Origin of the sequence: Microbacterium invictum (assembly GCF_014197265.1) — a bacterium.
Taxonomy (GTDB): domain Bacteria; phylum Actinomycetota; class Actinomycetes; order Actinomycetales; family Microbacteriaceae; genus Microbacterium; species Microbacterium invictum.
The window spans coordinates 1,880,875-1,903,986 of the sequence record NZ_JACIFH010000001.1 but is presented as its reverse complement, the minus strand read 5'-3'; the positions used below and the strand labels follow the sequence as shown (position 1 = coordinate 1,903,986).

Below are 23,112 nucleotides of genomic sequence, written 5' to 3'. Positions count from 1 at the left end.
CACCACCGGCGCGTGATTGCTCGTGGCCAGCGTCGGCCGCGGCGGCTGCGAACGGGGCGTCCGCAGCGCGCCGGGCGTGGCGGTGGGTTCAGTAGTCATCGTCGGTCAGCGGCTCGTCGTACGCCACGGGCTCGGCGGCCGTGTCCACCCCCTGATCGGCGTAGGGGTCGGACTCGCTCAGCGTGTCGGCGAGCGGCTCCGGCGCCGGGGCCGCGGCGGGCTCGGGTGCGGCGACCGGCTCGGCGGCCGGTGCTGCCGCGGCGGCGGTGACCACGTCGGCCGGGGTGGCTGCGGCGGGGGCCGTGCCGGTGTTGGTCGAGTTGTCGGTGGTCTGGTTGTACGAGTCCACCGTCGCGGTGACATCCGTGTCGTTGTCGACCGCGGCATCCCGCCCGGCGATGATCGTCGTACCGGAGTTCTGACTGCTGTCATGCACGACGTCGTTGCCCGCGGCCGTCGAGCCCTCGCCGCTGGCGACGACGGTCTCATTGTCGAACAGCTGCATCACATCGCCATCGGCCCAGATGTTCTGGTTCACCGACTGATCGACCAGCGTCGAGTTGTTGTTGATGTACGAGTTGTTGTTGATGACGTCGCGCAGCTCGCGGATCACGTCCGGCGGCGTCTGCGACATCGGCTGCGCCGTCGGGTGCACAGCGGGCGTGACGGAAGTCGGGCTCGTATCGCTCGCCCGCTGCACCACCTGCGGATTGTCGTAGATCAGCGGCATCACCGAGCACACGTCGTCGTACGAAACGCCGCTGAGTCCGGCATCGGCCAGAGTCGCTTCGGGCTGCCCGTCGAACGCGGCAGCCGCATCCGGGTCGCGCAGCAGACTGAGGATGAAATCGATCAGCGCGTTCGCCATGGTCGAAAGCACGGTGCTCATGGTGTCTCCTTGTGGTTGCATGCTGTGTTCCCCTCGTGAGGGGTACGGGCCGGAAGGGTTCTCCCTGGCCCGGTGGGGAGCGCCCGGGTGATCATGCGACGACCTCCGCATCGGCATCGGTGTCGGTCTCGGCGCCGAGCAGGTCGCGGAGCTTGGTCAGCAGGTCCGACCGCGAGGTCGCGTCCAGCCGGCGGCGGATGCGGGCGATGTGGTGCTCGGCGGTCCGCGGCGAGATGAACAGGGTCTGGCCGATCTCGACGTAGGTCTTGCCCTGCACGACCAGCTGCGCCACCTCGAGCTCGCGCGCGCTGAGCGCGGAGCCGTCGGGTGTGGCGACCGCGGGCGCGGTGTGCGCGGGCTCGGCGCCGAGCACCTGTTTCGGGTGCAGGTCGCGGGCGCAGGCCAGCAGCTGCGCGTAGACGTGCTTGTCGGCTGTGCGCGCGGCGCCGTGGGCGGCCAGGCGCGCCCCGTCCCATGCGAGCCCATGGTGGGCCAGCGCCTGCGCGGCCGATTCGACCGCCGCCGCATCGACGTGCCCGGCGAGCACATCGGTCCAGGTGCGGCCGGCCGCAGCGAGCTGCGCGGCGAACGGGCTGTGTACGGCCGCGGCCAGGAGCGCCCGGGCATGCGGGACGAGTTCGTCGGGCCTGCCCAGCAGGATGCCGCGCTGGATGCCGCTCCAGTGCAGCAGCGGCGCCCACAGCGGCGGCGACCCGAGCTGCTCGAGGCTGGTCAGCGCCGCGGCGAAGTGGCGGTCGACGGTGTCGGCGGCGCCCACGCGGACGGCGGCGAGCATGAGTTCGCCGAGGAACGGGTGCAGATACGTGTCGAACCGCCGCCGCAGCAGGTGGTGGCCGGCCTCGCGGAACACGGTCATCACCTCGGCGGTGTGTGCGTAGCGGCGGGCGAGCGCCACTTCGCACGCCGAGAGGATGAGCCGGTCGCGGGGGAGGAGCGCGACCCCGCAGTCCTGCGCCTGCTCGATGTGGGCGCGGGCCTCGTCGGGGCGTGCGGCCTGGATCGCGACCCACGCCTGCCACAGCCGCAGCCGGGGGCGTGCCCACGGCCCGCCCTGCTGTGCGTGCACGGCCGCGGAGAGAGTGGATGCCGCGACCGGCAGCGCACCGGTCGTCAGGGCCGCTGCGGCGGCGACGACGGCGGGCGGCTCGACCAGCGGGAAGTCGGAGTGTGTCGCGTTGTACAGCTCGGATGCCAGGACCAGGCTGTCGACCGCACCGCGCACATCGTCGCCGAGCGAGGCGGTCAACGCGGCCCCGAGCGCCTCGGAGGCGATGGTGAGCGTGTCGTGTGCGCCGGCCTGCGGCGTCGGCGCCGCGCCCGGGTTCGCGCCTGCGCCGACGGCGGCCAGCGCCATGCGTGCGAACATGACCGGCGACGGCGGGGCCGCGGCGGTGTCGACCGCGCTCGTGGTCGCGGGGGCTGCTCCGACTGCGCCGGTCGTGCCGGCGGCCAGGGCGCCCCGCGCCGCCCAGACAGCGATGGCCGCGGCTGTGGCATCTGCCGCCGTCTGCGGATCGGACGATGCCAGCATCCGATCGAACGACGAGGTGGCGCCGTCGAGGTCGCCGGTGCCGAGCGCGGCGATGCCGAAGCGCAGGCCCAGTCCGCGCGGCTCGGCGCCGGTCGCCCACGCCTCGCGGTACATCGCCAGGGCGCGGGCGGGGTCGTCGGCGCGCAGGGCGTCGGCCAGCACGACCAGTCGCTCGGCCCGCGAAGCCGCGCCGTCGGGGCCCCCGGCCCACGGTGCGTCGTCCGGTACGTCGTCCTCGGGGGAGGTCGTGGTGTGGCTCTCCGTCGTCGCCATCAGCGCGGCGACGCGATGCGCCGGGATGACGGCATGCACGGCGGCCCGCACCACCCGCGGCGGGGTGCCGTTGGGTGTCAGCAGGCCTGCCGCCGAGCCGGCGACGATCGCGATATCCCAGGTGCCGGTGGGCGGTTCCATGCGGGAGAGCTCGGCCGGATCGACCAGGCACAGCGCCTCCACCGCCGAGCGCGTCGCGGCGTCGAGGTGGTCGAGACGGTGCGCGATGACGCCGCGCAGCGCACGCATCAGGTCGCGGTGCGTGGGATCGGCGTCGCACGCATCCGCGTCGTGCGCGTCGACGGCCGCCAGCGTGAGCCAGGTCAGCGATCCGGTCAGTCGCACGAGCGCCTGTGCGCAGTGCAGCGGGATGCGCGTCGCCGCCGCGACCTGCTCGGCGGTGACCTCGCCCAGGAGGATCGGCGGCCGCGACCCCTCGAGCCGGGCCGTCAGCTGCCGTAGGCCGTCGCCGCCGTGCGGCCGCAGCGCGACGACGAGACCGGCCTCCGGATCGGCGGCGAACCGCGAGAGCGCGTCGAGGTCGTCGTCGGGCAGGGCATGCGCGTCGTCGACGAAGACGATCTCTTCCGTGGATGCCGCGGGGATCGCCGCGGTCGTCGCCAACCCGCGGGCGGCCAGTTCCGCGCGCAGCGCCCGCAGCACCGCGGTCTTGCCCGACCCTGCCGGGCCCACCACGATGCCGCGGATCGGGCCGTCGGCCGCGGCCGGCGTGGCAGCGGCATCGGCGATCGCTGCCAGGAGCGCTTCGCCGGGCCTGCGCCCGGGGGTGTCCGTGGCCCTGATGGATGCCAGGGTCGCGATGCCCATCGTGGTGTGAGCGGTGCGCCCTGCACTCGCGGCGCGCTGTGCGGTCGTGGTCGCTGCAGTCATCTGTCCTTGTCCTCACCTGCGCCGGTCAGGCGCCTGTCGTCGACTCTGGTGTGGGGCCTGGGCTGGGAGGCGGGCTCGGTTCCGATGTCGGCGAGGGGTCCGGCGTGGGTTCGGAGGTCGGGGCGGGGTCCGGCGTGGGGTCGGATGTGGGCGAGGGGTCCGGGGAAGGCTCGGACGTGGGTGTCGGGTCGGGCGCGGTGCTGGGCGTGGGGTCCGGTGTCGGATCCGGTGCGGTGCTCGGCGACGGATCCGGTGTCGGCGTCGCACTGCGGGTGGGCGTCGGTGTCGGCGTGCTGGCCGGACTCGAGGTCGGCGAGGGGCTGGGTGTCGCCGACGCCGCGGCGGACGGCTTCGGTGACGGTGACGTGCTGGCGCGCGGCGCCGGCGTGCTGGAGCCGGCGGGACGTGCTGCCGGCGGGTCCTTTGCGGCTTCCGCCTCGGCCACCTCCTCGGCGTGCACCAGGAAGCGGTCGGCGGGGGCGGGCTCGGCGCCGGCTTCGTCCTCGTCCGGATCGGCCGGCAGCACCGGCGAGAACGGATTCGGCTCGGGTTCGTCGCTGCGTGCGTCCGCGTCGTCGGGTGCCTCGCCGGCGGGCGGTGCGGTGTCACCCGGCTCCGCTGCGGGTGGGACTGCGCCCTCGGCCGGCAGCTCGGTGACCCACGGGAGTGAGCTGCCGGCATCCATCTCGTACGGGCGCGTCAGCGACGACAGCGTGCCCGTGTAGGCCAGGGCGCTGTCGAGGCTGCCGGCGGCCGGCGCGTCCACCGGCAGCAGGCCCTGGGCTGTCGCGACCGAACTGCCGAGGGCGAGCGTGCCCACCAGGGTCGCCGCGGCGGCGGTGCCCGTCATCGCCATCCGCCAGCGGCGCGGGTGGAGTGCCAGCAGTGCCGGAGCGAGGCGCGGACGCGCATCGGCACCGGCGGTGATGGCGACGGGGGTGCGAGCATCCGCCGCCGCGACGGCCCCGGTTGTCTCGAGGTCTGTCGCGGCTGAATCGAGGTCTGTGGCCGGGTCGAGGGAGGCGAGCCACGCGGCCGGCCCGGTGCGTCCCGCCGGCTCGAGCTCGGCGAGCGACGCCGTCACGGCCGCGGCGGCGTCCGCCTTCGCCCGCGCGGCGCCGAGCGCGACGACCGCTTTCGGGTCGGCATCCATTCTCAGGTCCAGATCGAGCTGTTCCGACAGAAGCTGGGCGACCAGCGGAATGCGGCTGGACCCACCCGACAGCAGGACCGCGGTGATCTCGTCCGGCTTCAGGCCCGCCGCGACGCGGGCGTCGTCGAACGTGTGCACCGTGCGGGCGATGGTGTCGTCGATCATCGCCTCGAACTCGCTGCGCACGAGCCGGACGGTGCCCCCCGTGCCATCGAGCATCACCGGGATCGCGGCCTCGGTGTCGAACGAGAGCGCCTCTTTGGCCGCGACGCACTCGCGGCGCAGGGTGGCCAGCGTCACCGGCGCCGCCGAGGCGGTGACCCGCCCGGCCGACGAGAGCACGTGTTCGACGACGGCGTCGTCGAAGTCGGCGCCGCCCAGATCGTCGATGCCCGCGGTGTGCAGGACGGTCATCTCGGCTGGTGTCTCGCCGACGCGCACGAAGGCGATGTCGAAGGTGCCGGCCCCGAGGTCGTAGACGGCCAGGACCGCGCCGGGGCTCCACTCGCTCTGCGCCGCGTAGTGGTAGGCGGCCGCCTCGGGCTCGGAGACGAGCGTGGGGTCGGGCAGGCCGCGTGCGGCGAGCGCGGCGCGGACGAGGTCGCGGCGGTGCGTGCCCCAGGCGGCCGGAACGGTCACCGTGAGCCCGGCGGGCTCGCGACCGGCGGTGGCCGTGGCGACGGCCCACTCGACCGTGCGCGCGTACAGCTCCTGGGCCGTGACCGAGCGACCCGCAACGGTCAGCGGCACCTCGTCGCCGATGCGGCGCTTGTAGTCCCGCAGCAGGCGGGCGGGCTCGCCGACGCCGCGCCGCTCCGCGAGGTCGCCGTGGAGGATCTCATCGTCCGCGACGAACACGGCCGACGGCGCGGTGTCGCCGCCGTGACCCAGGTGCGACGTGCGCACGACGACGCCTGTCGCCTCGACCTCGGCGATGGCCGTCGATGTCCTTGATGTCCCCACATCGACGGCGCAGTACAGCAATCCATCTGACACGCGATCCCCCCGAACCCACGTGTTGCCCTGAGCGGCACAGTAACTTTGGAGTCAGCCCCGACCTCTTTCCTACCCCTTCCGGGGGTGCATTCATAGAGCCGGGGCCGAAATGGCGTTGCTGTTCCGTGATCTTCCCGGGGGATAGGGGATTCGCGTTCCAGATCCGTTGGGGGGATGGGGGAGTGATCGGATTGGCACTCGCGTTGCGAGAGTGCCAGCCGCCCCCTAGACTTGCGTTAGCACTCTCGGTGTGTGGGTGCTAATTGAGTCTTGAAGCAAGACCCCCAAGAACACGAAAGAGGTAGACCGTGTCGGTTTCCATCAAGCCGCTCGAGGACCGTATCGTCATCAAGCAGGTCGAGGCAGAGCAGACCACCGCAAGTGGACTCGTCATCCCTGACACTGCCAAGGAGAAGCCCCAGGAGGGCGAGGTCGTGGCCGTCGGCCCCGGTCGCATCGATGACAACGGCAACCGCGTTCCGCTCGACGTCGCCGTCGGCGACCGCGTCCTGTACAGCAAGTACGGCGGCACCGAGGTCAAGTTCGGCGCCGACGAGTTCCTCGTGCTGTCGGCCCGCGACGTCCTGGCGGTCGTCGTTCGCTGACACTCTGAACTGATCGAAGGGCTCGGATGCGTGGCATCCGGGCCCTTCGTCTTTTCTGCCCCGGTTTTTCTGCCCCGGTGGCACGTTGGTCGGCCGGCGCTCACTCGGTCCGGTCCGGTCCGGTTGAGTCCGTTCGGTTCGCAGGACAGTGGCGTCCACTCGGCCACGACACGCCGTCGACACGCGCGGGATCGTCGAAAAGTCCTGCGAGACGAACGCCGCACGTCACTTTCCGACCGCGGGGTGGCAGGTGATGAACGCAGGTCGGCAGGATGCCGCGGGCGGAGCGCACCGGCATCCGTCATGACCGTTCTAGGCTTGCACTCATGACGCCGGAAGAGCATGCCAAGGAGCAGACCCTCGGCGGCGTGTATGCGTTCGTCGCCTACTTCCTGTGGGGGTTCATGCCCCTCTACTTCCTGCAGCTCGCGCCTACCGGCCCCTGGGAGGTCGTGGCCTGGCGGGTCCTCCTGTCGCTCGTGTTCTGCGCGCTGCTGCTCACGGTGACCCGCACCTGGCCGAAGCTGATCGCGATCCTGCGCAACAAGCGGCTCGTGTTCTGGACGATCATCGCCGGCCTGCTGATCTACGTGAACTGGCAGGTCTTCCTCATCGGCATCCTCACGGGCCGTGTCGTCGAGGGCAGCCTCGGCTACTTCATCAACCCGATCGTGACCGTGCTGCTGGGGGTGCTCGTCCTCAAGGAGGAGGTGCGCCGCGCGCAATGGTTCGCGATCGGCTTCGCGGCGCTCGCCGTCATCGTCATCATCGTCGGCTACGGAACGTTCCCCTGGGTCGCGCTCACCCTCGCAGCCAGCTTCGGCACCTACGGGCTCGTGAAGAAGCAGATCGGGCCGAGCGTCGACGCGATCAGTGGACTGACCCTGGAGTCGCTGTGGCTGGTGCCGATCGCGGTCGGCCAGCTGATCGTGGTCGCGGCCACGACCGGCATCACCATGGGGCAGTCCGGCGCGGCACACACCTGGCTGCTGCTGGCAGCCGGAGCAGTCACCGCGATCCCGTTGCTGTTCTTCGCCGCCGGAGCCCGCCGCGCGCCTCTCGTCGTCATCGGCCTGCTGCAGTTCGTCGCGCCCGTCATGCAGTTCATCACCGGGGTGTGGATCATGCATGAGCCCATGCCGCTCGAGCGCTGGATCGGCTTCGGACTGGTCTGGGTGGCCCTCGTGATCCTGATGGCGGACTCGATCCGGCATGCCCGTCGCCCCGTGATCGCCCCGACAACATAACGATTCGGACTGCGTTACAGATCGTTAACGAACGGCAACACTCACGAGACAGGTTGCCGGTTAGGTTTATCGCACTGGGGAAGGCGCCCGAGTCGACCCCGATGTACACCTATTGCAAGGAGCAACATGAGCGTCTTCACACGTTCTCGCGCTGGAAAGGTCCTCGGCGCCATCGCTGTCGCGAGTGCCAGCGCTGTCATTCTGGCCGGCTGCAGCGGCGGGGGTACCCCCGCGCCGACGGACGACGCGCCGGACCCGGTTGACCGTGCTGAGCTGACGCTCAGCATCGGCACCGTCCTCCCGCAGACCGGTTCACTCGCCTACCTCGGCCCGCCCGAGGAGGCCGGCGTCGGCCTGGCCGCAGCCGAGGTCAACGAGGCAGCCAAGGGCATCACCGTCGAGGTCGAATACGGCGACTCGGGTGACCCCGACAACAAGGCCTACGAGACCACCGTGCCGCGCCTGCTGGGCATGGACGTGCAGGCTCTCGTGGGTGCTGCCTCTTCGGGTGTGACGAAGCTGTTCCTCGACCAGGCGGTCTCGGCCGGTGTCATCACCTTCTCCCCGGCCAACACGTCGCCTGACTTCACCGCCTGGGACGACGACAACCTCTACTGGCGCACCGCACCGAGCGACCTGCTCCAGGGCGAGGTCCTCGGCAACCTGATCGCTGAGGACGGGCACGCCACGCTCGGCATCATCTACCTCAACGACGCCTACGGCACCGGCCTCGAGGCCGCGCTGACCGAGACGTTCGAGGGCACCGGCGGCGAGGTCGTCGCCAGCGAGTCGTACAACGTCGGTGACACGAACTTCAGCGCCCAGGTCTCGTCGATCTCGGCGCAGAACCCCGACGCCATCGCGGTCATCGGCTTCGAGGAGACCTCGACGATCGTCCCGACGTTCGTCAACGACGGCTTCCCCGGCGGCAACTTCTACTTCGTGGATGGCAACATCTCGCAGTGGGGCGCCGACATGCCGGTCTCCATCGAGGGCTCGAAGGGCACGCAGCCCGGACCTGTGCTCGCGGACGACTTCCAGGAGCGTCTGACCGCGCAGTGGGCCGAGCAGAGCGGTGGCAAGGAGCTCGTCGACTTCAACTACGCGGCGGAGTCCTACGACGCCGTCGTGCTGATGGCGCTGGCAGCACTCGCGGCCAACTCCAGCGACGCGGCCGACATCGCCGGCAAGCTGCAGGAAGTGTCCGGCGGCTCGGGCGAGGGTGAGAAGTGCTTGTCGTTCGCCGACTGCGCCGACATCATCCTCGACGGCGGCGTGGCCGACTACGACGGCTACTCCGGTGGCGTGAAGTTCGACGACGCCGGTGACCCGACCGAGGCCACGATCGGCATCTTCCAGTACGGCGCCGACAACACGCACACGCGCATCAACTGACGCAGCGACGAGAACGGCCCCGGGGTTCAACCCCGGGGCCGTTTCCGTTGCCTGCTGCGGATCAGTCGGCGCCGAGGCTGCCGAGGTACAGGCCGATCACCTTGGGATCGTTCAACAGCTGACGGCCGGTGCCCTCGTAGGCATCTCGGCCCTGGTCGAGAACGTAACCGCGGTCGCAGATCTGCAGGCACCGTCGCGCGTTCTGCTCGACCATGATGGTCGTCACTCCGGCCTTGTTGATGTCTGATACCCGGATGAAGGCATCGTCCTGTCGCACCGGCGACAGGCCGGCGCTGGGCTCGTCGAGCAGCAGCACGGCGGGGTCCATCATGAGGGCACGGCTCATCGCCACCATCTGGCGCTCTCCACCCGAGAGCGAACCGGCGCGCTGCTTGAGTCGCTTTCCGAGTTCGGCGAAGATGCCCGTCACGAACTCGAGCCGTTCGGCGTACGCCTTCGGATTCTGGTAGAGCCCCATCTGCAGGTTCTCCTCGATCGACAGTGAGGGGAACACGTTGTTGGTCTGCGGCACGAACCCGACCCCACGCGCGACGAGCTTGTCCGACTTCAGCCCGACGATCGACTCACCGTTCACGGTGATCTCACCGCTGCGCACCTTGACCATTCCGAAGATCGCCTTCAGCAGCGTCGACTTGCCCGCGCCATTCGGCCCGATGATGCCGATCAGCTCGCCCTTGCGGGCGACCAGGTTCGCGTGGTTGATGATGTCGATGCCCGGCAGGTACCCCGCGACGAGATCCTGCACGTTGACGACGACACGGTCCGTCTTGGCATCTTCCTCGGCGACAGCCGCGCCCGTGGTGAGGTCGGTCACTTGTTCTCCTCCTCGGCCTCGGCGATCGACTGCGCCTCTTCGGCGTTGATCTCCTCGAGCAGTTCCTGCGCCGATTCGTCCAGTTCGCCGGCGATACGCCCGGTGACCACGCCGAGGTCGACATCCTGATGCGAGCCGAGATACGCGTCGATGACCGCATGGTCCTGCATGACGACGTCCGGCGGCCCCTCGGCCACGACACGGCCCTCGGCCATCACGACGACCCAGTCGGCGATGTGGCGAACCATGTGCATGTCGTGCTCGACGAACAGCACCGTCATTCCCAGCTCCTTGAGATCCAGAATGTGATCCAGCAGCGACTCGGTCAGCGCAGGGTTCACGCCGGCCATCGGCTCGTCGAGCATGACCAGCGTCGGATCACTCATGAGTGCCCGCGCCATCTCGAGCAACTTCCGTTGGCCGCCCGAAAGAGACGCTGCATAGTCGTCGGCCTTGGCGTCGAGCTTGAAGCGCTCGAGCAGACCGCGCGCCTTCTCCTCGATACCCGTCTCCTGCTTGCGCCACAGGAACGGCAGCAGGCTGGCCCAGAACGACTCGCCCACCTGGTCGGGCGCCCCGAGCTTCATGTTCTCGATCACCGTGAGCAGCGACAGTGCCTTGGTCAGCTGGAAGGTGCGGACCTGACCCATCCGGGCCACTTTGAAGGAAGGGATGCCGGAGAGCGACTTGCCGTTGAACTCCCACGTGCCGCTGTTGGGCTTGTCGAATCCGCACAGCAGGTTGAACAGTGTCGTCTTGCCGGCACCGTTCGGGCCGATCAGCGCCGTGATGGCGTTGCGCGGGATCTCGAGGTGCTCGACGTCGACGGCGGTGAGGCCGCCGAAGCGTCGTGACACGTTGTCGATCACGACGATCGGGTCGGTCTTGGCGACACCGGGGACCGGGTCGCCCTTGGCCAGCCCGCCCGTCTTGGGGCGAGGGATGCTGCCGGTCACCGGCGGGACCGGCGCATCGGGTGCGTCATGTGACGGCGGGTTACTTGACAAAGGTCAGCTCCCTCTTGTTTCCGAGGATTCCCTGCGGCCGGAATATGACCAGCAGCATCAGCGCGATGCCCACCAGCACGTAACGCAGGGTTCCAGCCTGGGTTCCAGAGATGGGCAGGATGCCGGCGGACGCCAGTGCAGGCAGCACGCCGTCCAGGAAGGACATGATGACCCAGAAGATCACCGCGCCCAGCGCCGGTCCGAACACCGTGGCCGCGCCGCCCAGCAGCAGGATCGTCCACAGGAAGAACGTGAGGCTGGTCACGTACGTCCCGGGGATGACCGCCGAGGGGAGCGAGATCACAACGCCGCCCAGTGCACCGAAGATGCCGCCGAGAACGAGCGCCTGCATCTTGTAGCCGAACACGTTCTTGCCCAGCGACCGTACCGCGTCCTCGTCCTCGCGGATGCCCTTGAGGACGCGTCCCCACGGGCTGCGCATCACGAGCCAGACGATCAGGACCGCGATCGCCAGCAGGAACAGTCCGAACACCCGGGTCCACAGCTGGTCGGCGGTGAACACCCACGGCCCGAACCCGTAGGAGCCCGGCGGGAACGGGTTGGCCGCGCGGAACCCGGCGTGATAGCCGGCCAGTCCGTCGGCCGAGTTCGTCCATCGGTCGAACACCGTGGTCGTGAACAGCAGGCGCACGATCTCGGCGGCCGCGATCGTCACGATGGCGAGATAGTCGGCGCGCAGTCGCAGCGTCGGTATACCCAGGATGAACGCGAATATCGTCGCCCCCACCATTCCGACGAGGATGCCGACCCACCACGGGAGACCGAACGACAGGATCGAGATCGCGTAACCGTACGCGCCGATCGCCATGAACCCGGCCATACCGAAGTTCAGCAGGCCGGCGTAGCCGAAGTGCACGGCCAGACCGGTCGCCGCCAGGGCGTAGGCGATCGTGGTCGGGCTGAGCAGCCAACCCGCGGTGTTGTTGAGAATTCCTCCCCAATCCATGGTCGCCTCCTATCCGAGTCTCTCTTTGCGCCCCAGGATGCCCTGTGGCTTCACCAGCAGAATGATGATGAGCACGGCCAGCGCGCCCACATACTTGAGGTCCGAGGGCATCCACAGCGTGGAGACCTCGACCAGTAGACCGACGATGATCGCGCCGATCAGTGCACCGAACGCGGTGCCGAGTCCGCCCAGGATCACCGCGGCGAAGATGAGCAGCAGGATGTGCACGCCCATGTCCCATCGCACGCCGGGGCGGAAGTAGCCCCACAGGATGCCGCCGAGGGCCGCCAGCGCCGTCGACAGGATCCAGACGATCCGAATGACCCGGTCGACGTTGATTCCGGATGCCGCGGCCAGGCCCGGGTTGTCCGAGATGGCCCGGGTCGCCTTGCCGATGCGTGTCTTCAGCAGCCAGAACGCGACCGCGATCAGGACCACGATGCTGATGCCCATCGACATCATGTCGACCACCGAGAGCCGGATCGGCCCCCAGATCTGGATCTTCGGCGCACCGGCGCCGGGCAGCTGCATCGTCGAGCCGCCCCAGATGAACAGGAAGATGTAGCGGATCGCGAGCGAGAGACCGATGCTGACGATCATCACCTGCACGATCCCGAGGCCTCTTCGGCGCAGTGGATGCCAGAGTGCGGCATCCAGCGCATACCCGAACAACCCGCCCACGAGGATGACCAGCGGGATCGTCAGCCACATCGGGATCGCCATCGTCACGCCGAAGACCACAGCCATCATGGCGCCGAAGGTCACCATCTCGGCGTGCGCGAAGTTGGTCAGCCCCGTGGTGCCGAAGATCAGCGAGACGCCGACAGCGGCCAGAGCCAGCAGCAGGCCGAAGTTGAGACCGTTGATGATGCGCTCGACGAGCTGGTCGATCCACGAGGTGGTGATGCGCTCGCCCGCGCCGAGGAACAGGTTGAGCACCTTCGACCCGGTCTGGCCGAACTCGACCTCGAATGAGGCGGTCGTGCCCTCCTGCGGCTGCGTGCCCTCAGGCAGCTGGGCCGCGTCGACGATGATGCCGTCCGGCAGGGTGTCCTCGTCGACGGTGAGGACGTAGACGTCCTTCTCGGGCACGTACAGGCGCCACTTGCCTTCGGCGTCGGTCACCGTCGCGGCCTCGAAGCCGCCGCCTTCGATCGACATCGTGACGCCGGCGACCGGCTCGTCATCGAACCGGATGACCCCGCCGAAGTAGAAATCGGTCTGTTCCTGGTCTCCGCCCGGGGTGTCGGGCGCGGTAGCGCTGCCGGCCGTATCGGCATGGGCGGCGCCCGGGCTGCTGAGCAGCAGCATGGCACCTGCCAGCAGAACTCCCACCAGCAGGACAGGCCACCTCAACAGGCGCCGTGCGGTCAGGGTCGTGGGACTCACAGATCCTCCAGTCCGGGCGCATCTTCGGGTGATGCGATCGCATCTGCATTGATGAACGACGGTACGAGCGTAATGTGTCGGCGTTGTTTCGCCTACTCGCTTTTCGCGTGGCGTGGGTCCGAGAGTACCGGCATCCACTCGCCTTCTCGGGAGGATCCGGGAATGAATTCGGAGGCTGGCCGCTTAGGATATGTCAAGGCGCGCCCCCTGCGCCGGCCGTCGCCGTCCACACGAGATACGCGCCGCGCGGCGCAGGAGAACCATGGAGTACAACGACCCGTTCGGATTCGTCGGACTGACCTACGACGACGTCCTGCTGCTGCCCGGGCACACCGATGTCATTCCGTCCGAGGCCGACACCTCCTCGCGACTGACCCGCCGCATCACCGTCGCGACGCCGCTGCTGTCATCGGCCATGGACACAGTGACCGAATCGCGCATGGCGATCGCGATCGCGCGGGAGGGAGGCATCGGCATCCTGCACCGCAACCTCTCCATCGCCGACCAGGCCTCGATGGTCGACCGCGTCAAGCGCAGCGAGTCGGGCATGATCACCGACCCGATCACCACGACTCCCGATGCGACGATCGACGAGGTCGACGCACTGTGCGCGCAGTATCGCATCTCGGGCCTGCCCGTCGTCGATGAGGATGGGCACCTCGTGGGCATCATCACCAACCGCGACATGCGGTTCGTGTCGGGCTTCGAGAAGCAGGCCACGAAGGTGCGCGACGTCATGACTTCGGAGGGCCTTGTCACCGGCCGCGTGGGCATCGGCGCGAACGAGGTCATCGCGCTGTTCGCCAAGCACCGCGTCGAGAAGCTGCCGCTCATCGACGACGACGGCAAGCTCGCGGGCCTCATCACCATCAAGGACTTCGACAAGAGCGAGAAGTATCCCCTCGCGACCAAGGACGAGCACGGCCGCCTGCGCGTGGGCGCGGCGATCGGCTTCTTCGGCGACGCGTGGGAGCGTGCCGAGGCGCTGCGCGACGTGGGCGTCGACGTGCTCGTGGTCGACACCGCCAACGGCCAGTCCGCCGGGGTCATCGACCTCGTTCGCCGGCTCAAGGCCGACACGTCGTTCGACGGTGTCGACGTCATCGGCGGCAACATCGCGACCCGCGAGGGCGCGCAGGCGCTCATCGACGCCGGAGCGGATGCCGTCAAGGTCGGCGTCGGACCGGGCTCGATCTGCACCACCCGCATCGTCGCCGGCGTCGGCGTGCCCCAGATCACCGCGATCCACGAGGCGTACCTGGCCGCGCGAGAGGCCGGCGTGCCGATCATCGCCGACGGCGGCCTGCAGTACTCGGGCGACATCGCCAAGGCGCTCGTCGCCGGGGCCGACACCGTCATGCTCGGCTCGCTGCTGGCCGGCACCGACGAGTCGCCGGGCGAGATCGTGTTCCAGGGCGGCAAGCAGTTCAAGATGTACCGCGGCATGGGCTCGCTCGGTGCACTGCAGACGCGCGGCAAGAAGACGTCGTACTCGAAGGACCGCTACTTCCAGGCCGATGTGCCCAACGACGACAAGCTGATCCCCGAGGGCATCGAGGGCCAGGTCGCGTACCGCGGCCCGGTGTCCGCCGTGGCCTACCAGCTGGTGGGGGGCCTCCGGCAGTCGATGTTCTACGTCGGCGCGCGCACGGTCGAAGAGCTCAAGGCGCGCGGCAAGTTCGTGCGCATCACCTCGGCGGGGCTCAAAGAGTCACACCCGCACGATGTGCAGATCGTGGTCGAGGCCCCCAACTACAAGAGGTAGGCGGTCGGTTCGGCGCGCGGCTGGCGCGCGCGGGCTGGGGCGCGCCCCGCGGCATCCACGCGCGGGCTGGGGCGCGGCCCGCGGCATCCACGCGCGGGCTGGGGCGCGCCCCGCGGCATCCACGCGCGGGCTGGGGCGCGCCCCGCGGCATCCACGCGCGGGCTGGGGCGCGCCCCGCGGCATCCATGTCACCAACTGCGCAGAATCGCGCCAACTTCGCATCGGATCCGGGGTTTGGGTGCGAGGTTGGCGCGACTCTGCGCACTTGCGAGTCGGCTGCCGGGGTTCGGGCGTGGGAAGCCCAGACTCATCGCTTCCTCCCCAGGGTGGAGTTATCCACGGGTTGACGGCGGCCGGCCGCCGGGCGATGTTCGGCGGGCAGGATGCCAGCATGGCAGCGCAGAAGAAGTCCGCGGAGGACCTGAAGAATTGGCTGACCGAGCGCAACGGCATCGCGCACCGTGAGGACATCCTGGGGGCGGGATTCGGGCTGCAGCTCATGCGCACGTTCGTGCGTGAGGGCGGGGCAACGACGATCCGGCGCACCTGGGTGCACCTGTCCGACGCGCCCGCTGAGCTCACCGCCGCGGCACGCGCGGGTGGACGTGTGACCTGTACGACGCTCGCACGTCGCAAGAGGTGGTGGATGCCGGAAGGCATAGGCATGGCAGTCCATCTGCACCTGGTGCCCGGCTCCGGATCCCCCAGGCTCGGGGCCGACTGGTCGGGGGTGACCCACTGGACCAAGCCACTGGCACCCGCCGGCCGCAGCCTCGAGGGGACGGTCGAGGATGCGCTCGCGCACATCGCGCTGTGTCAGCCGCGCGACGCCGCGCTCGTGCTGTGGGAGTCTGCCGTGCAGAAGGAGAGGCTGACTCTCGAGTCGCTGCGGCGGGTGCGGTGGCCCTCGCGGGCGGCGAAGGATCTGGCCGAGTCGGTGCAGGGACTGTCGGACTCCGGGCTGGAGGTCCTCGTGGTCGAGCCGCTGCGCCGCTGGGGACTGCGTGTGCTTCAGCAGGCGAAGATCGCGGGGCGCTTCGTCGACCTGCTCGTCGGCGACCGCCTGGTCATTCAGATCGACGGGTGGGAGTTCCACAACTCGAGCGCGCAGCGCGGGCGCGACATCGCGCATGACGCCGAGCTGCGGCTGCGCGGCTACACCGTGCTGCGGTTCAGCTACGCGCAGATCGTCCACGACTGGCTCACGACCGAGGCGCTCATCCGCCGCGCCGTCGCCGCCGGGCTTCACCTCGCGGCGTGACCCATGCGGCTCCGCTTTCACCTCGCGGCGTACCGCACGCGCCGCCCTGCTTTCACCTCGCGACGTACCGCACGCGCCGCCCCGCTTTCACCTCGCGACGCACCGCACGCCCCGCCCTGCTTTCACCTCGCGACGTGCCGCACGCGCAGCGCCGCGGCAGTGCACCCGCGCCGCGCAGTGCCGCCCCGCGGCATCCACTTGTCACCAAGTGCGCAGAATCGCGCGAAGGTCGCACCCGATCCGGGGTCTGGATGCGGAGAAGGCGCGAATCTGCGCACTTGAGGATCTGCGTGGGACCCGGGCCGGCCCGAAATCCTGGGAGTCGCCTCCGTAGGCGTGTCAGAGCTTGAGGTCCGTCGGCATTCTCGGAATCGTGGCCTGCTCCAACGCCCGACGACATAAGGAGTAGCCATGCTCACCATGACCACCGAAGCACGCGCGGCCGTCGAGTCGATCGTCGCCAACGCGAACGCCGCCGACACCGGCGGGGTGCGGATTGCGGAGGACGGCACCGGTGCGAACGGATTCGCACTCAGCGTCACGCCTGAGCCGCAGCAGGACGACACGGTCGTCGCCGAGGCGGGCGCTCGCATCTTCCTCGACGAGACGGCCGCAGTGGCCCTCGACGACAAGGTGCTCGACGCCGCCCCCGACGCCGAGGGCGCGGTGCGCTTCGCGCTCTTGCAGCAGCCCTGATGCGCTGACGTGGGCCCCGGTACTGCGGTGCCGGGGCCCACGTGCTGCGTGGGGGTGAGTGGATGCCGGGTGCCGCCCGGATGCGCCGAATGGATGCCGAGTGGATGCCGGGTGCCGCGCGGATGCGCCGCGTGGATGCCGAGTGGATGCCGGGTGCCGCCCGGATACGCCGCGTGGACGCCACGACGCACGCGCGCCACGCCCGTCGGATAGGCTGATCGGCTGCCCACGCGGGCGACAGGCAGGACTGCAGGCATGGGCCATCTCGACATCAACGGCGTCTCGTTCACCCTCCCCGACGGGAGGCCGCTGCTCGACGATGTCTCCTTCCGGGTCGGCGAGGGCACCACGACCGCACTCATCGGCGCGAACGGCGCGGGCAAGACCACCCTGCTGCGCATTGCACGACGCGAGCTCGCCCCGCACGGCGGCGCGGTCACCATCAGCGGCGGCCTGGGCGTCATGGATCAGTTCGTCGGCCATGGCCGCGAGGGCCAGACCGTGCACGACCTGCTCGTCTCCGTCGCTCCCGCGCGCGTCGCGGCGGCCGCGCGCGAACTGGCCGACTCCGAGGTGGCCATCATCGAGCACGACGATCTGGACACTCAGCTGCGCTACGCCACCGCGCTGGCCGAGTACGCCGAGGCGGGCGGGTACGAGACCGAGACGATGTGGGATGCCAGCACCGTGGCGGCCCTGGGCATCCCGTACGCGCGTGCGCAGTATCGCGACCTCGGTTCACTGTCGGGCGGAGAGCAGAAGCGGCTCGCGCTGGAAGCCCTGCTCCGCGGGCCGGACGAGGTCCTGCTGCTCGACGAACCCGACAACTACCTCGACGTGCCGGGCAAGCGGTGGCTCGAGGAGCGCCTGCGCGCGACGTCGAAGACGGTGCTGCTCGTCTCGCACGACCGCGAGCTGCTCGCGCGGGCCGCCGACCGCATCGTGACCCTCGAAGTCGGGGGTGCGGGCAGTACCGCCTGGGTCCACGGCGGCAGCTTCGCGACCTACCACCGCGCCCGGGAGGACCGGATGGCGCGGCTCGACGAGCTGCGTCGGCGGTGGGACGAGGAGCACGCGAAGCTCAAGCGGCTGGTCGCCGACATGAAGGTGAAGGCGACCGCAAGCGACGAGTTCGCGTCACGGTACCGGGCGGCGCAGACGCGGCTGCGCCGGTTCGAAGACGCCGGGCCGCCGGAGGAGCGACCGCAGGACCAGGACGTGCAGCTGCGCCTGCGCGGCGCCCGCACCGGCAAGCGCGCCGTGGTCACCGAGCGCCTCGAGCTGACCGGCCTCATGAAGCCGTTCGACCTCGAGGTGTGGTTCGGCGACCGGGTCGCGGTGCTCGGCTCGAACGGCTCCGGCAAGTCGCACTTCCTGCGGCTGCTGGCCCGCGGCGGAACCGACCCGGATCGCACGCTCGGCCACGTCACGAGCGTCGGAGCCGCCCTGGATCCCGTGACGCACACCGGCCGCGCGGTGCTCGGCGCCCGCGTCGTTCCGGGGTGGTTCGCGCAGACGCACCGGCATCCCGAGTTCGTGGGGCGCTCACTGCTGGACATCCTCCACCGCGGCGATGATGCGCGCGCGGGCATGCCGAGGGATGCCGCGAGCTCAGCGCTGGACCGCTACGGCCTCGTCCGGCAGGCCGAGCAGACCTTCGAGAGTTTGAGCGGCGGGCAGCAGGCGCGGCTGCAGATCCTGCTGCTGGAGCTGTCGGGCGCGACACTGCTGCTGCTGGACGAGCCCACCGACAACCTCGACCTCGTCTCGGCGGAGGCGCTGGAAGACGCCCTCGGGCGGTTCGAGGGAACGGTGCTCGCGGTCACGCACGACCGATGGTTCGCGCGCTCGTTCGACCGGTTCGTGGTGTTCGGGGGCGACGGCACCGTGTACGAGTCGGACGCGCCGGTCTGGGACGAGACGCGCGTCGCGCGGACGCGGTAGACGCGCGGCGGCCGGGCGGCTCCCGCTGTCCGGGGGACGCGGGGTGGGTAGGCTGGGGGAGTGACCATGGAGATCGAGCTGGGCCGCGCCAAGCGCGCACGCCGGGCATACGCGTTCGATGACATCGCGGTCGTGCCCTCGCGGCGCACCCGCAACCCCGAGGATGTCTCCACAGCCTGGTCCATCGACGCCTTCGGGTTCGAGATCCCGGTGCTCGGCGCGCCCATGGACTCGGTCATGAGCCCCCGCACCGCCATCATGCTCGGCCAGCTCGGCGGCCTCGGCGTGCTCGACCTCGAGGGCCTGTGGACCCGGTACGACGACCCCGAGCCGTTGCTCGCCGAGATCGCGGGCCTCGCGCCCGACGACGCCACCCGCCGCATGCAGAACCTGTACTCCGAGCCGATCAAGCCCGCGCTGGTGCGCGAGCGCCTCGCCCAGATCCGCGAGGGCGGGGTCACCGTCGCCGGCGCCCTCACCCCGCAGCGCACCCAGGAGCTCTACGAGACCGTCGTCGCCGCCGGCGTCGACCTGTTCGTCATCCGCGGCACCACCGTCTCGGCCGAGCACGTCTCGAGCGTCGACGAGCCGCTGAACCTCAAGAAGTTCATCTACGACCTCGACGTGCCCGTCATCGTCGGCGGCGCGTCCACCTACACCGCAGCCCTCCACCTCATGCGCACCGGCGCAGCCGGTGTCCTCGTCGGGTTCGGCGGGGGCGCCGCCTCGACCAGTCGTGCGACCCTCGGCATCCATGCGCCCATGGCGACCGCCGTCTCGGACGTCGCCGGCGCCCGCCGCGACTATCTCGACGAGTCCGGCGGCCGCTACGTGCACGTCATCGCCGACGGCGGCGTGGGAACATCGGGCGACATCGTGAAGGCGCTGGCGATGGGGGCGGATGCCGTCATGCTCGGCGTCGCCCTGGCTCGCGCCACCGATGCTCCCGGCGCCGGCTACCACTGGGGCGCCGAGGCGCGCCACCCGAAGCTTCCGCGCGGCCGCCGCGTCGAGGTCGGCCAGGTCGCTCCGCTCGAGGAGATCCTGTACGGCCCGGCCCCGGTTGCCGACGGCACGGCCAATCTCATCGGCGCCCTCAAGAAGTCGATGGCCACGACCGGCTACTCCGACCTGAAGGAGTTCCAGCGCGTCGAGGTCGTCGTCGCGCCGTATCGCGCGCACTGATGGCCGCACCCGAGACCGAGCGCGAGCGGGCGCACGAGCCCGCCGCGGTCCCCGCTCGCGAGCAGACCGCCGAGACCGAGGTGTTCCCGCCGACCCTGCGCGAGGTCATGCTGCGCCCCTGGTGGATCGGCATGCTGGCGGTCGCCCTGCTGGTGGCGGCCGTGTTCGCGTGGCTCGGTCAGTGGCAGCTCGGCAACGCCATCGACACCGACCCGCCGCCGCCCGGCGCCACCGAGCAGGTCGAGCCGCTCTCCGACGTCGTCGCCCCGGGCGAGTACCTCCCCGAACCACTCGTCGGGCAGAAGGTGTCGACCAGCGGCTGGTGGCTCGCGCCGGACTTCCTCGTCGTGTCATCCCGCTTCAATGACGGCGTCGAGGGCTTCTGGGTCACCGGGCAGCTGCGGCTGTGGGACGCGGCCGCCGCGGCCGGCTTCGGCGAGGCCACGCCGCCGGTCTCGCTCGCTGTCGCGATCGCGTGGGCGCCGACCCGGGAAGCGGCCGACGCCGCGGCTGGGGAGTTCGCGGCATTCGTCAACACATCCGATGTCGGGGCCCCCGCCGAGCTGACCGGACGACTCATCTCCGACGAGGGGCCTGCCCTGCCCCCGCCCGGCGCCCCGATCACCGAGATGACGAGGATGTCCTCTGCCGCGCTGCTCGGCCAGTGGACCGACACGGACGACCTCGACGTGTACCGCCCCTACCTCGTGGCCGACCCCGGCACGGTCGGCCTCCCGCTGCCGGCCGACGTCGCGCCGATCGACTCCTTCGCCCCGGCCGAGAGCTCGACCGTCAACTGGCTGAACATCTTCTACGCCGTCGAGTGGGCGATCTTCGCCGGCTTCGCGTTCTACATGTGGTACCGGCTGGCCAAGGATGCGTGGGAGAAGGAGCTGGAGGCGCTCGAGGAGGCCCCTGACACCGGGGCACCCGGAACCTGAAGGCTCAGTACAGCCACCCGTTCCACCAGTTGGCACCGCCGCCGATGGGGTCGATCTCGGCCTCGGCGATGGCCAGCACGCTCCACACGTTGCCCTCGGTGTCGGTGAACTCGTAGGCGGGAGCGAGGAAGCGCTCGTCCTCGACGCTCGTCATCTGCGCGAGCCCCAGTCGCGCCGAGGCGATCTCGAACTCCGTGATGCCCCACGGCACGCGTGTCCCCGCCGCGGGGACGGCCGGCGGCTGCGTGACCGGGTCGTTCAGCTCGTCGTAATCGATCTCCGAGGCCGTCGACGCCGCGTAGGCCGGGGTGAAGACCGGGTCGTTCAGACGCCGCGCCGCCTCGGCCGGACTCACGATGCCGTAGTCGCCGAGCGAGACGACGGTCGCGGTGCCCCCGTATCCGTACAGCAGACCCTTCGCCGACACGTGCACGGTCGAGGTGACGACGGTGACGTTTCCGGCCACGACGCGTGCGGCGGTCGCCGTCATCGTCCGGCCCGTGTCCTCAGAGGTGACCGTGACCTGGGTCTGCGATTCGTCGACGCCGGTCGCGGTGAGGAAGAGGCTCAGCGCGTCGCGGGCCTGCTGATCGGTCGGCATGGGCGTGGCGGCGACGCAGGCCTGCACGTCGGCGTCGAAGGCCCGCCACGTCGCCTCGTCGAAGTCCGCCCCCTTCTCCGTGTCGACGCCGTAATCGGGTGCGATCTGCGTCCAGCACGCCGAAGAGGGGTCGGCCACGCCGGTGTTGAAGGAGACGTCACCCGCGCCGCTGGGAGACATCCACAGCACCGGGCCGCTCTTCTCCGGATCGCCGACGGTCCAGCCGTATTCGGGCTTCTCCTGGTGTGCTGCGGCGTCGAGGCCGAGCGTCCGTGCGATGCGCTCCGCATCGGCCGCAGAATACTGCGCCCGCCCGTCGAGCGCGTATACCGTGGCCGTCGAGGTCGTCTCGTCGAATGCCGGCAGATGGAAACGGCGGCCGTTCGAGTAGTGCCAGGGCGAAACGGTGGAATCGGTCGTTGCCGACTGGGACTGCGTGCTCATTTCGCCCTGGGCGCCGTCGGCGCTCGCGCCGCCGACGCCGTCCGTGGCGCCGCCGCCCGCGGCGAGGCTGATGGGGGGGCGCGGGGTTCGTCGTGGTGCCGGTTGCGACGGGCAGCGGCGCGGCGGCAATCGCCTCAACAGGGGCGGTCAGGGCGCCCGAGCCGACGAGATAGCCCCCGCCCACGCCGACCACGAGGGCGGCAGCGGCCGCGACCGGCGCCAGCCAGCGTGTGCGCCGTCCGGCCGGCAGCGCGACCGGATCGGTCACTGCGGCGACGCGCGCGCGGAGGGTCGATGACGGTGCGGCCCCCGCCGCGGGATCGAGATCGCGCATCGCGGCGATGGAACCGCTCGCACGCGGGTCGTCGTTCTTGTCCATGGGGTGCTCCGTCCAGAAGTGGCGTATACCCGATCTGTGTCAGGCCTCGCCCGCATCTTGCAGGGGCGTGTCATCGCCGGCCGCGCGCTCGGTGCGGGGCGCGTCCATTTCGGTGCGGGGCGCGTCCGCGGCGGCCCAGACGACGCGCAGCCGCGCCCGCGCGCGAGACAGCGCCGCCTGGGCTCCGGACCGCGACACGCCCAGCACCGTGGCGAGCTCGTTGCCGTCGAGTCCGTCCCACGCGTGCAGCATCAGGACCTCACGATCGCGCGCGCTCAGCCGTCCCAGCGCGCGGGCCAGCTCGTCGCTGCGCGCCGCCTGCTCGGCATGGTCCGGTGTCGTCAGCGGCGGCAGCGCGTGCAGTGGCAGCGTCGCAGCACGTCGACGGTGATTGGCCAGGACGAAGCCGGCCGTCTTGTACAGCCAGGGCAGCTCGGCACCGCGAGGCAGGTCGTCGCGCCGTCGCCACGCCGTCGTGAAGACCTCCGCCGTCAGATCGTCGGCGTCCTGACGGGGGGGCTCGACGCACGAAGTAGCGGTAGATCGCGTCGAGATGGCATGCGACATCCACGGTGTACCAGCCGTGGTCGTCGCTCATGGCATTCCGTTCCGCGCAGCTGCGCCTCACGGTGTATGTGTCGGCGACGCAACGATTCTTGCAGGGCCGTGGTTCGCCCGTCGCTCGGCGCCCCACGCA

General features: G+C 70.3%; 18 protein-coding genes. 9 read left to right on the top strand and 9 right to left on the bottom strand.

Going from position 1 to position 23,112, the window contains the following annotated elements; all coding sequences use genetic code 11:
• Positions 1-88 precede the first annotated feature (88 nt).
• From BKA10_RS09025 to BKA10_RS09015, 3 genes are all read right to left on the bottom strand, one after another.
• On the bottom strand, positions 89-889 hold the full coding sequence (locus tag BKA10_RS09025; protein ID WP_183499588.1) for an IniB N-terminal domain-containing protein: 801 nt from the start codon (positions 887-889) through the stop codon (positions 89-91).
• A gap of 91 nt (positions 890-980) precedes the next feature.
• A complete protein-coding gene (locus BKA10_RS09020; RefSeq protein ID WP_183499587.1) occupies positions 981-3,605 on the bottom strand; it encodes a LuxR C-terminal-related transcriptional regulator in 2,625 nt (874 codons plus the stop codon).
• A 25-nt stretch (positions 3,606-3,630) separates the two neighbouring features.
• Entirely contained in the window at positions 3,631-5,754 is a 2,124-nt protein-coding gene (locus tag BKA10_RS09015) for an Hsp70 family protein (protein WP_183499586.1), read from the bottom strand.
• Positions 5,755-6,062: 308 nt separating this feature from the next.
• On the opposite strand from BKA10_RS09015, the gene groES reads away from it, so the two are divergent.
• From groES to BKA10_RS09000, 3 genes are all read left to right on the top strand, one after another.
• Complete coding sequence (gene groES / locus BKA10_RS09010; protein WP_017203655.1) at positions 6,063-6,359, top strand: co-chaperone GroES; 297 nt, start codon at positions 6,063-6,065, stop codon at positions 6,357-6,359.
• Positions 6,360-6,685: 326 nt separating this feature from the next.
• The gene (rarD, locus tag BKA10_RS09005) at positions 6,686-7,606 is read left to right on the top strand and encodes an EamA family transporter RarD (protein WP_183499585.1); all 921 of its coding nucleotides are present in this window, start codon (positions 6,686-6,688) and stop codon (positions 7,604-7,606) included.
• A 126-nt stretch (positions 7,607-7,732) separates the two neighbouring features.
• Positions 7,733-9,001 (top strand): ABC transporter substrate-binding protein, encoded by a 1,269-nt coding sequence (locus BKA10_RS09000; RefSeq protein ID WP_183499584.1) that lies wholly within the window; start codon positions 7,733-7,735, stop codon positions 8,999-9,001.
• A 61-nt stretch (positions 9,002-9,062) separates the two neighbouring features.
• Here BKA10_RS09000 and BKA10_RS08995 read toward each other — a convergent pair whose 3' ends face one another.
• Genes BKA10_RS08995 through BKA10_RS08980 form a run of 4 tightly spaced genes read right to left on the bottom strand, consistent with a single transcriptional unit; the run spans position 9,063 to position 13,151 of the window.
• A complete protein-coding gene (locus tag BKA10_RS08995) occupies positions 9,063-9,836 on the bottom strand; it encodes an ATP-binding cassette domain-containing protein (RefSeq protein ID WP_183499583.1) in 774 nt (257 codons plus the stop codon).
• Positions 9,833-10,792 carry an ATP-binding cassette domain-containing protein gene (locus BKA10_RS08990; RefSeq protein ID WP_248198843.1) on the bottom strand — a complete coding sequence of 320 codons (960 nt, stop codon included), beginning with the start codon at positions 10,790-10,792 and terminating at the stop codon, positions 9,833-9,835. Before BKA10_RS08990 ends, BKA10_RS08995 begins: the two co-directional genes overlap by 4 nt.
• Positions 10,793-10,832: 40 nt before the next feature.
• Complete coding sequence (locus BKA10_RS08985) at positions 10,833-11,810, bottom strand: branched-chain amino acid ABC transporter permease (RefSeq protein ID WP_183499582.1); 978 nt, start codon at positions 11,808-11,810, stop codon at positions 10,833-10,835.
• A 9-nt stretch (positions 11,811-11,819) separates the two neighbouring features.
• Complete coding sequence (locus BKA10_RS08980) at positions 11,820-13,151, bottom strand: ABC transporter permease subunit (RefSeq protein ID WP_372491416.1); 1,332 nt, start codon at positions 13,149-13,151, stop codon at positions 11,820-11,822.
• 310 nt (positions 13,152-13,461) lie between these two features.
• Here BKA10_RS08980 and guaB point away from each other — a divergent pair, with 310 nt between their 5' ends.
• From guaB to BKA10_RS08950, 6 genes are all read left to right on the top strand, one after another.
• On the top strand, positions 13,462-14,964 hold the full coding sequence (gene guaB / locus BKA10_RS08975; protein ID WP_183499581.1) for an IMP dehydrogenase: 1,503 nt from the start codon (positions 13,462-13,464) through the stop codon (positions 14,962-14,964).
• A gap of 391 nt (positions 14,965-15,355) precedes the next feature.
• A complete protein-coding gene (locus BKA10_RS08970; protein WP_183499580.1) occupies positions 15,356-16,225 on the top strand; it encodes an endonuclease domain-containing protein in 870 nt (289 codons plus the stop codon).
• A gap of 411 nt (positions 16,226-16,636) precedes the next feature.
• Positions 16,637-16,921: a Fe-S cluster assembly protein HesB gene (locus BKA10_RS08965; protein ID WP_183499579.1), complete on the top strand. Its 285-nt coding sequence runs from the start codon at positions 16,637-16,639 to the stop codon at positions 16,919-16,921.
• Positions 16,922-17,176: 255 nt separating this feature from the next.
• Complete coding sequence (locus BKA10_RS08960) at positions 17,177-18,865, top strand: ABC-F family ATP-binding cassette domain-containing protein (protein ID WP_183499578.1); 1,689 nt, start codon at positions 17,177-17,179, stop codon at positions 18,863-18,865.
• 66 nt (positions 18,866-18,931) lie between these two features.
• A complete protein-coding gene (locus BKA10_RS08955; protein ID WP_183501130.1) occupies positions 18,932-20,050 on the top strand; it encodes a GuaB3 family IMP dehydrogenase-related protein in 1,119 nt (372 codons plus the stop codon).
• Between the two features lie 107 nt (positions 20,051-20,157).
• Positions 20,158-20,991 (top strand): SURF1 family cytochrome oxidase biogenesis protein, encoded by an 834-nt coding sequence (locus BKA10_RS08950; RefSeq protein ID WP_183501129.1) that lies wholly within the window; start codon positions 20,158-20,160, stop codon positions 20,989-20,991.
• Positions 20,992-20,995: 4 nt separating this feature from the next.
• Here BKA10_RS08950 and BKA10_RS08945 read toward each other — a convergent pair whose 3' ends face one another.
• Positions 20,996-22,036 carry a hypothetical protein gene (locus BKA10_RS08945; RefSeq protein ID WP_183499577.1) on the bottom strand — a complete coding sequence of 347 codons (1,041 nt, stop codon included), beginning with the start codon at positions 22,034-22,036 and terminating at the stop codon, positions 20,996-20,998.
• 418 nt (positions 22,037-22,454) lie between these two features.
• The gene (locus BKA10_RS08940; protein ID WP_308221549.1) at positions 22,455-22,982 is read right to left on the bottom strand and encodes an RNA polymerase sigma factor; all 528 of its coding nucleotides are present in this window, start codon (positions 22,980-22,982) and stop codon (positions 22,455-22,457) included.
• Positions 22,983-23,112: the final 130 nt, after the last annotated feature.

Coding starts and splice junctions, on each gene's coding strand:
- BKA10_RS08955 (WP_183501130.1), top strand. CDS start 18,932: ATGGAGATCGAGCTGGGCCGCGCCAAGCGCGCACGCCGGGCATACGCG.
- BKA10_RS08950 (WP_183501129.1), top strand. CDS start 20,158: ATGCTGCGCCCCTGGTGGATCGGCATGCTGGCGGTCGCCCTGCTGGTG.
- guaB (WP_183499581.1), top strand. CDS start 13,462: ATGGAGTACAACGACCCGTTCGGATTCGTCGGACTGACCTACGACGAC.
- BKA10_RS08970 (WP_183499580.1), top strand. CDS start 15,356: ATGGCAGCGCAGAAGAAGTCCGCGGAGGACCTGAAGAATTGGCTGACC.
- BKA10_RS08960 (WP_183499578.1), top strand. CDS start 17,177: ATGGGCCATCTCGACATCAACGGCGTCTCGTTCACCCTCCCCGACGGG.
- BKA10_RS08940 (WP_308221549.1), bottom strand. CDS start 22,982: ATGTCGCATGCCATCTCGACGCGATCTACCGCTACTTCGTGCGTCGAG.
- BKA10_RS09000 (WP_183499584.1), top strand. CDS start 7,733: ATGAGCGTCTTCACACGTTCTCGCGCTGGAAAGGTCCTCGGCGCCATC.
- BKA10_RS08965 (WP_183499579.1), top strand. CDS start 16,637: ATGCTCACCATGACCACCGAAGCACGCGCGGCCGTCGAGTCGATCGTC.
- BKA10_RS09020 (WP_183499587.1), bottom strand. CDS start 3,605: ATGACTGCAGCGACCACGACCGCACAGCGCGCCGCGAGTGCAGGGCGC.
- rarD (WP_183499585.1), top strand. CDS start 6,686: ATGACGCCGGAAGAGCATGCCAAGGAGCAGACCCTCGGCGGCGTGTAT.
- BKA10_RS08985 (WP_183499582.1), bottom strand. CDS start 11,810: ATGGATTGGGGAGGAATTCTCAACAACACCGCGGGTTGGCTGCTCAGC.
- BKA10_RS08945 (WP_183499577.1), bottom strand. CDS start 22,036: ATGAGCACGCAGTCCCAGTCGGCAACGACCGATTCCACCGTTTCGCCC.
- BKA10_RS09025 (WP_183499588.1), bottom strand. CDS start 889: ATGAGCACCGTGCTTTCGACCATGGCGAACGCGCTGATCGATTTCATC.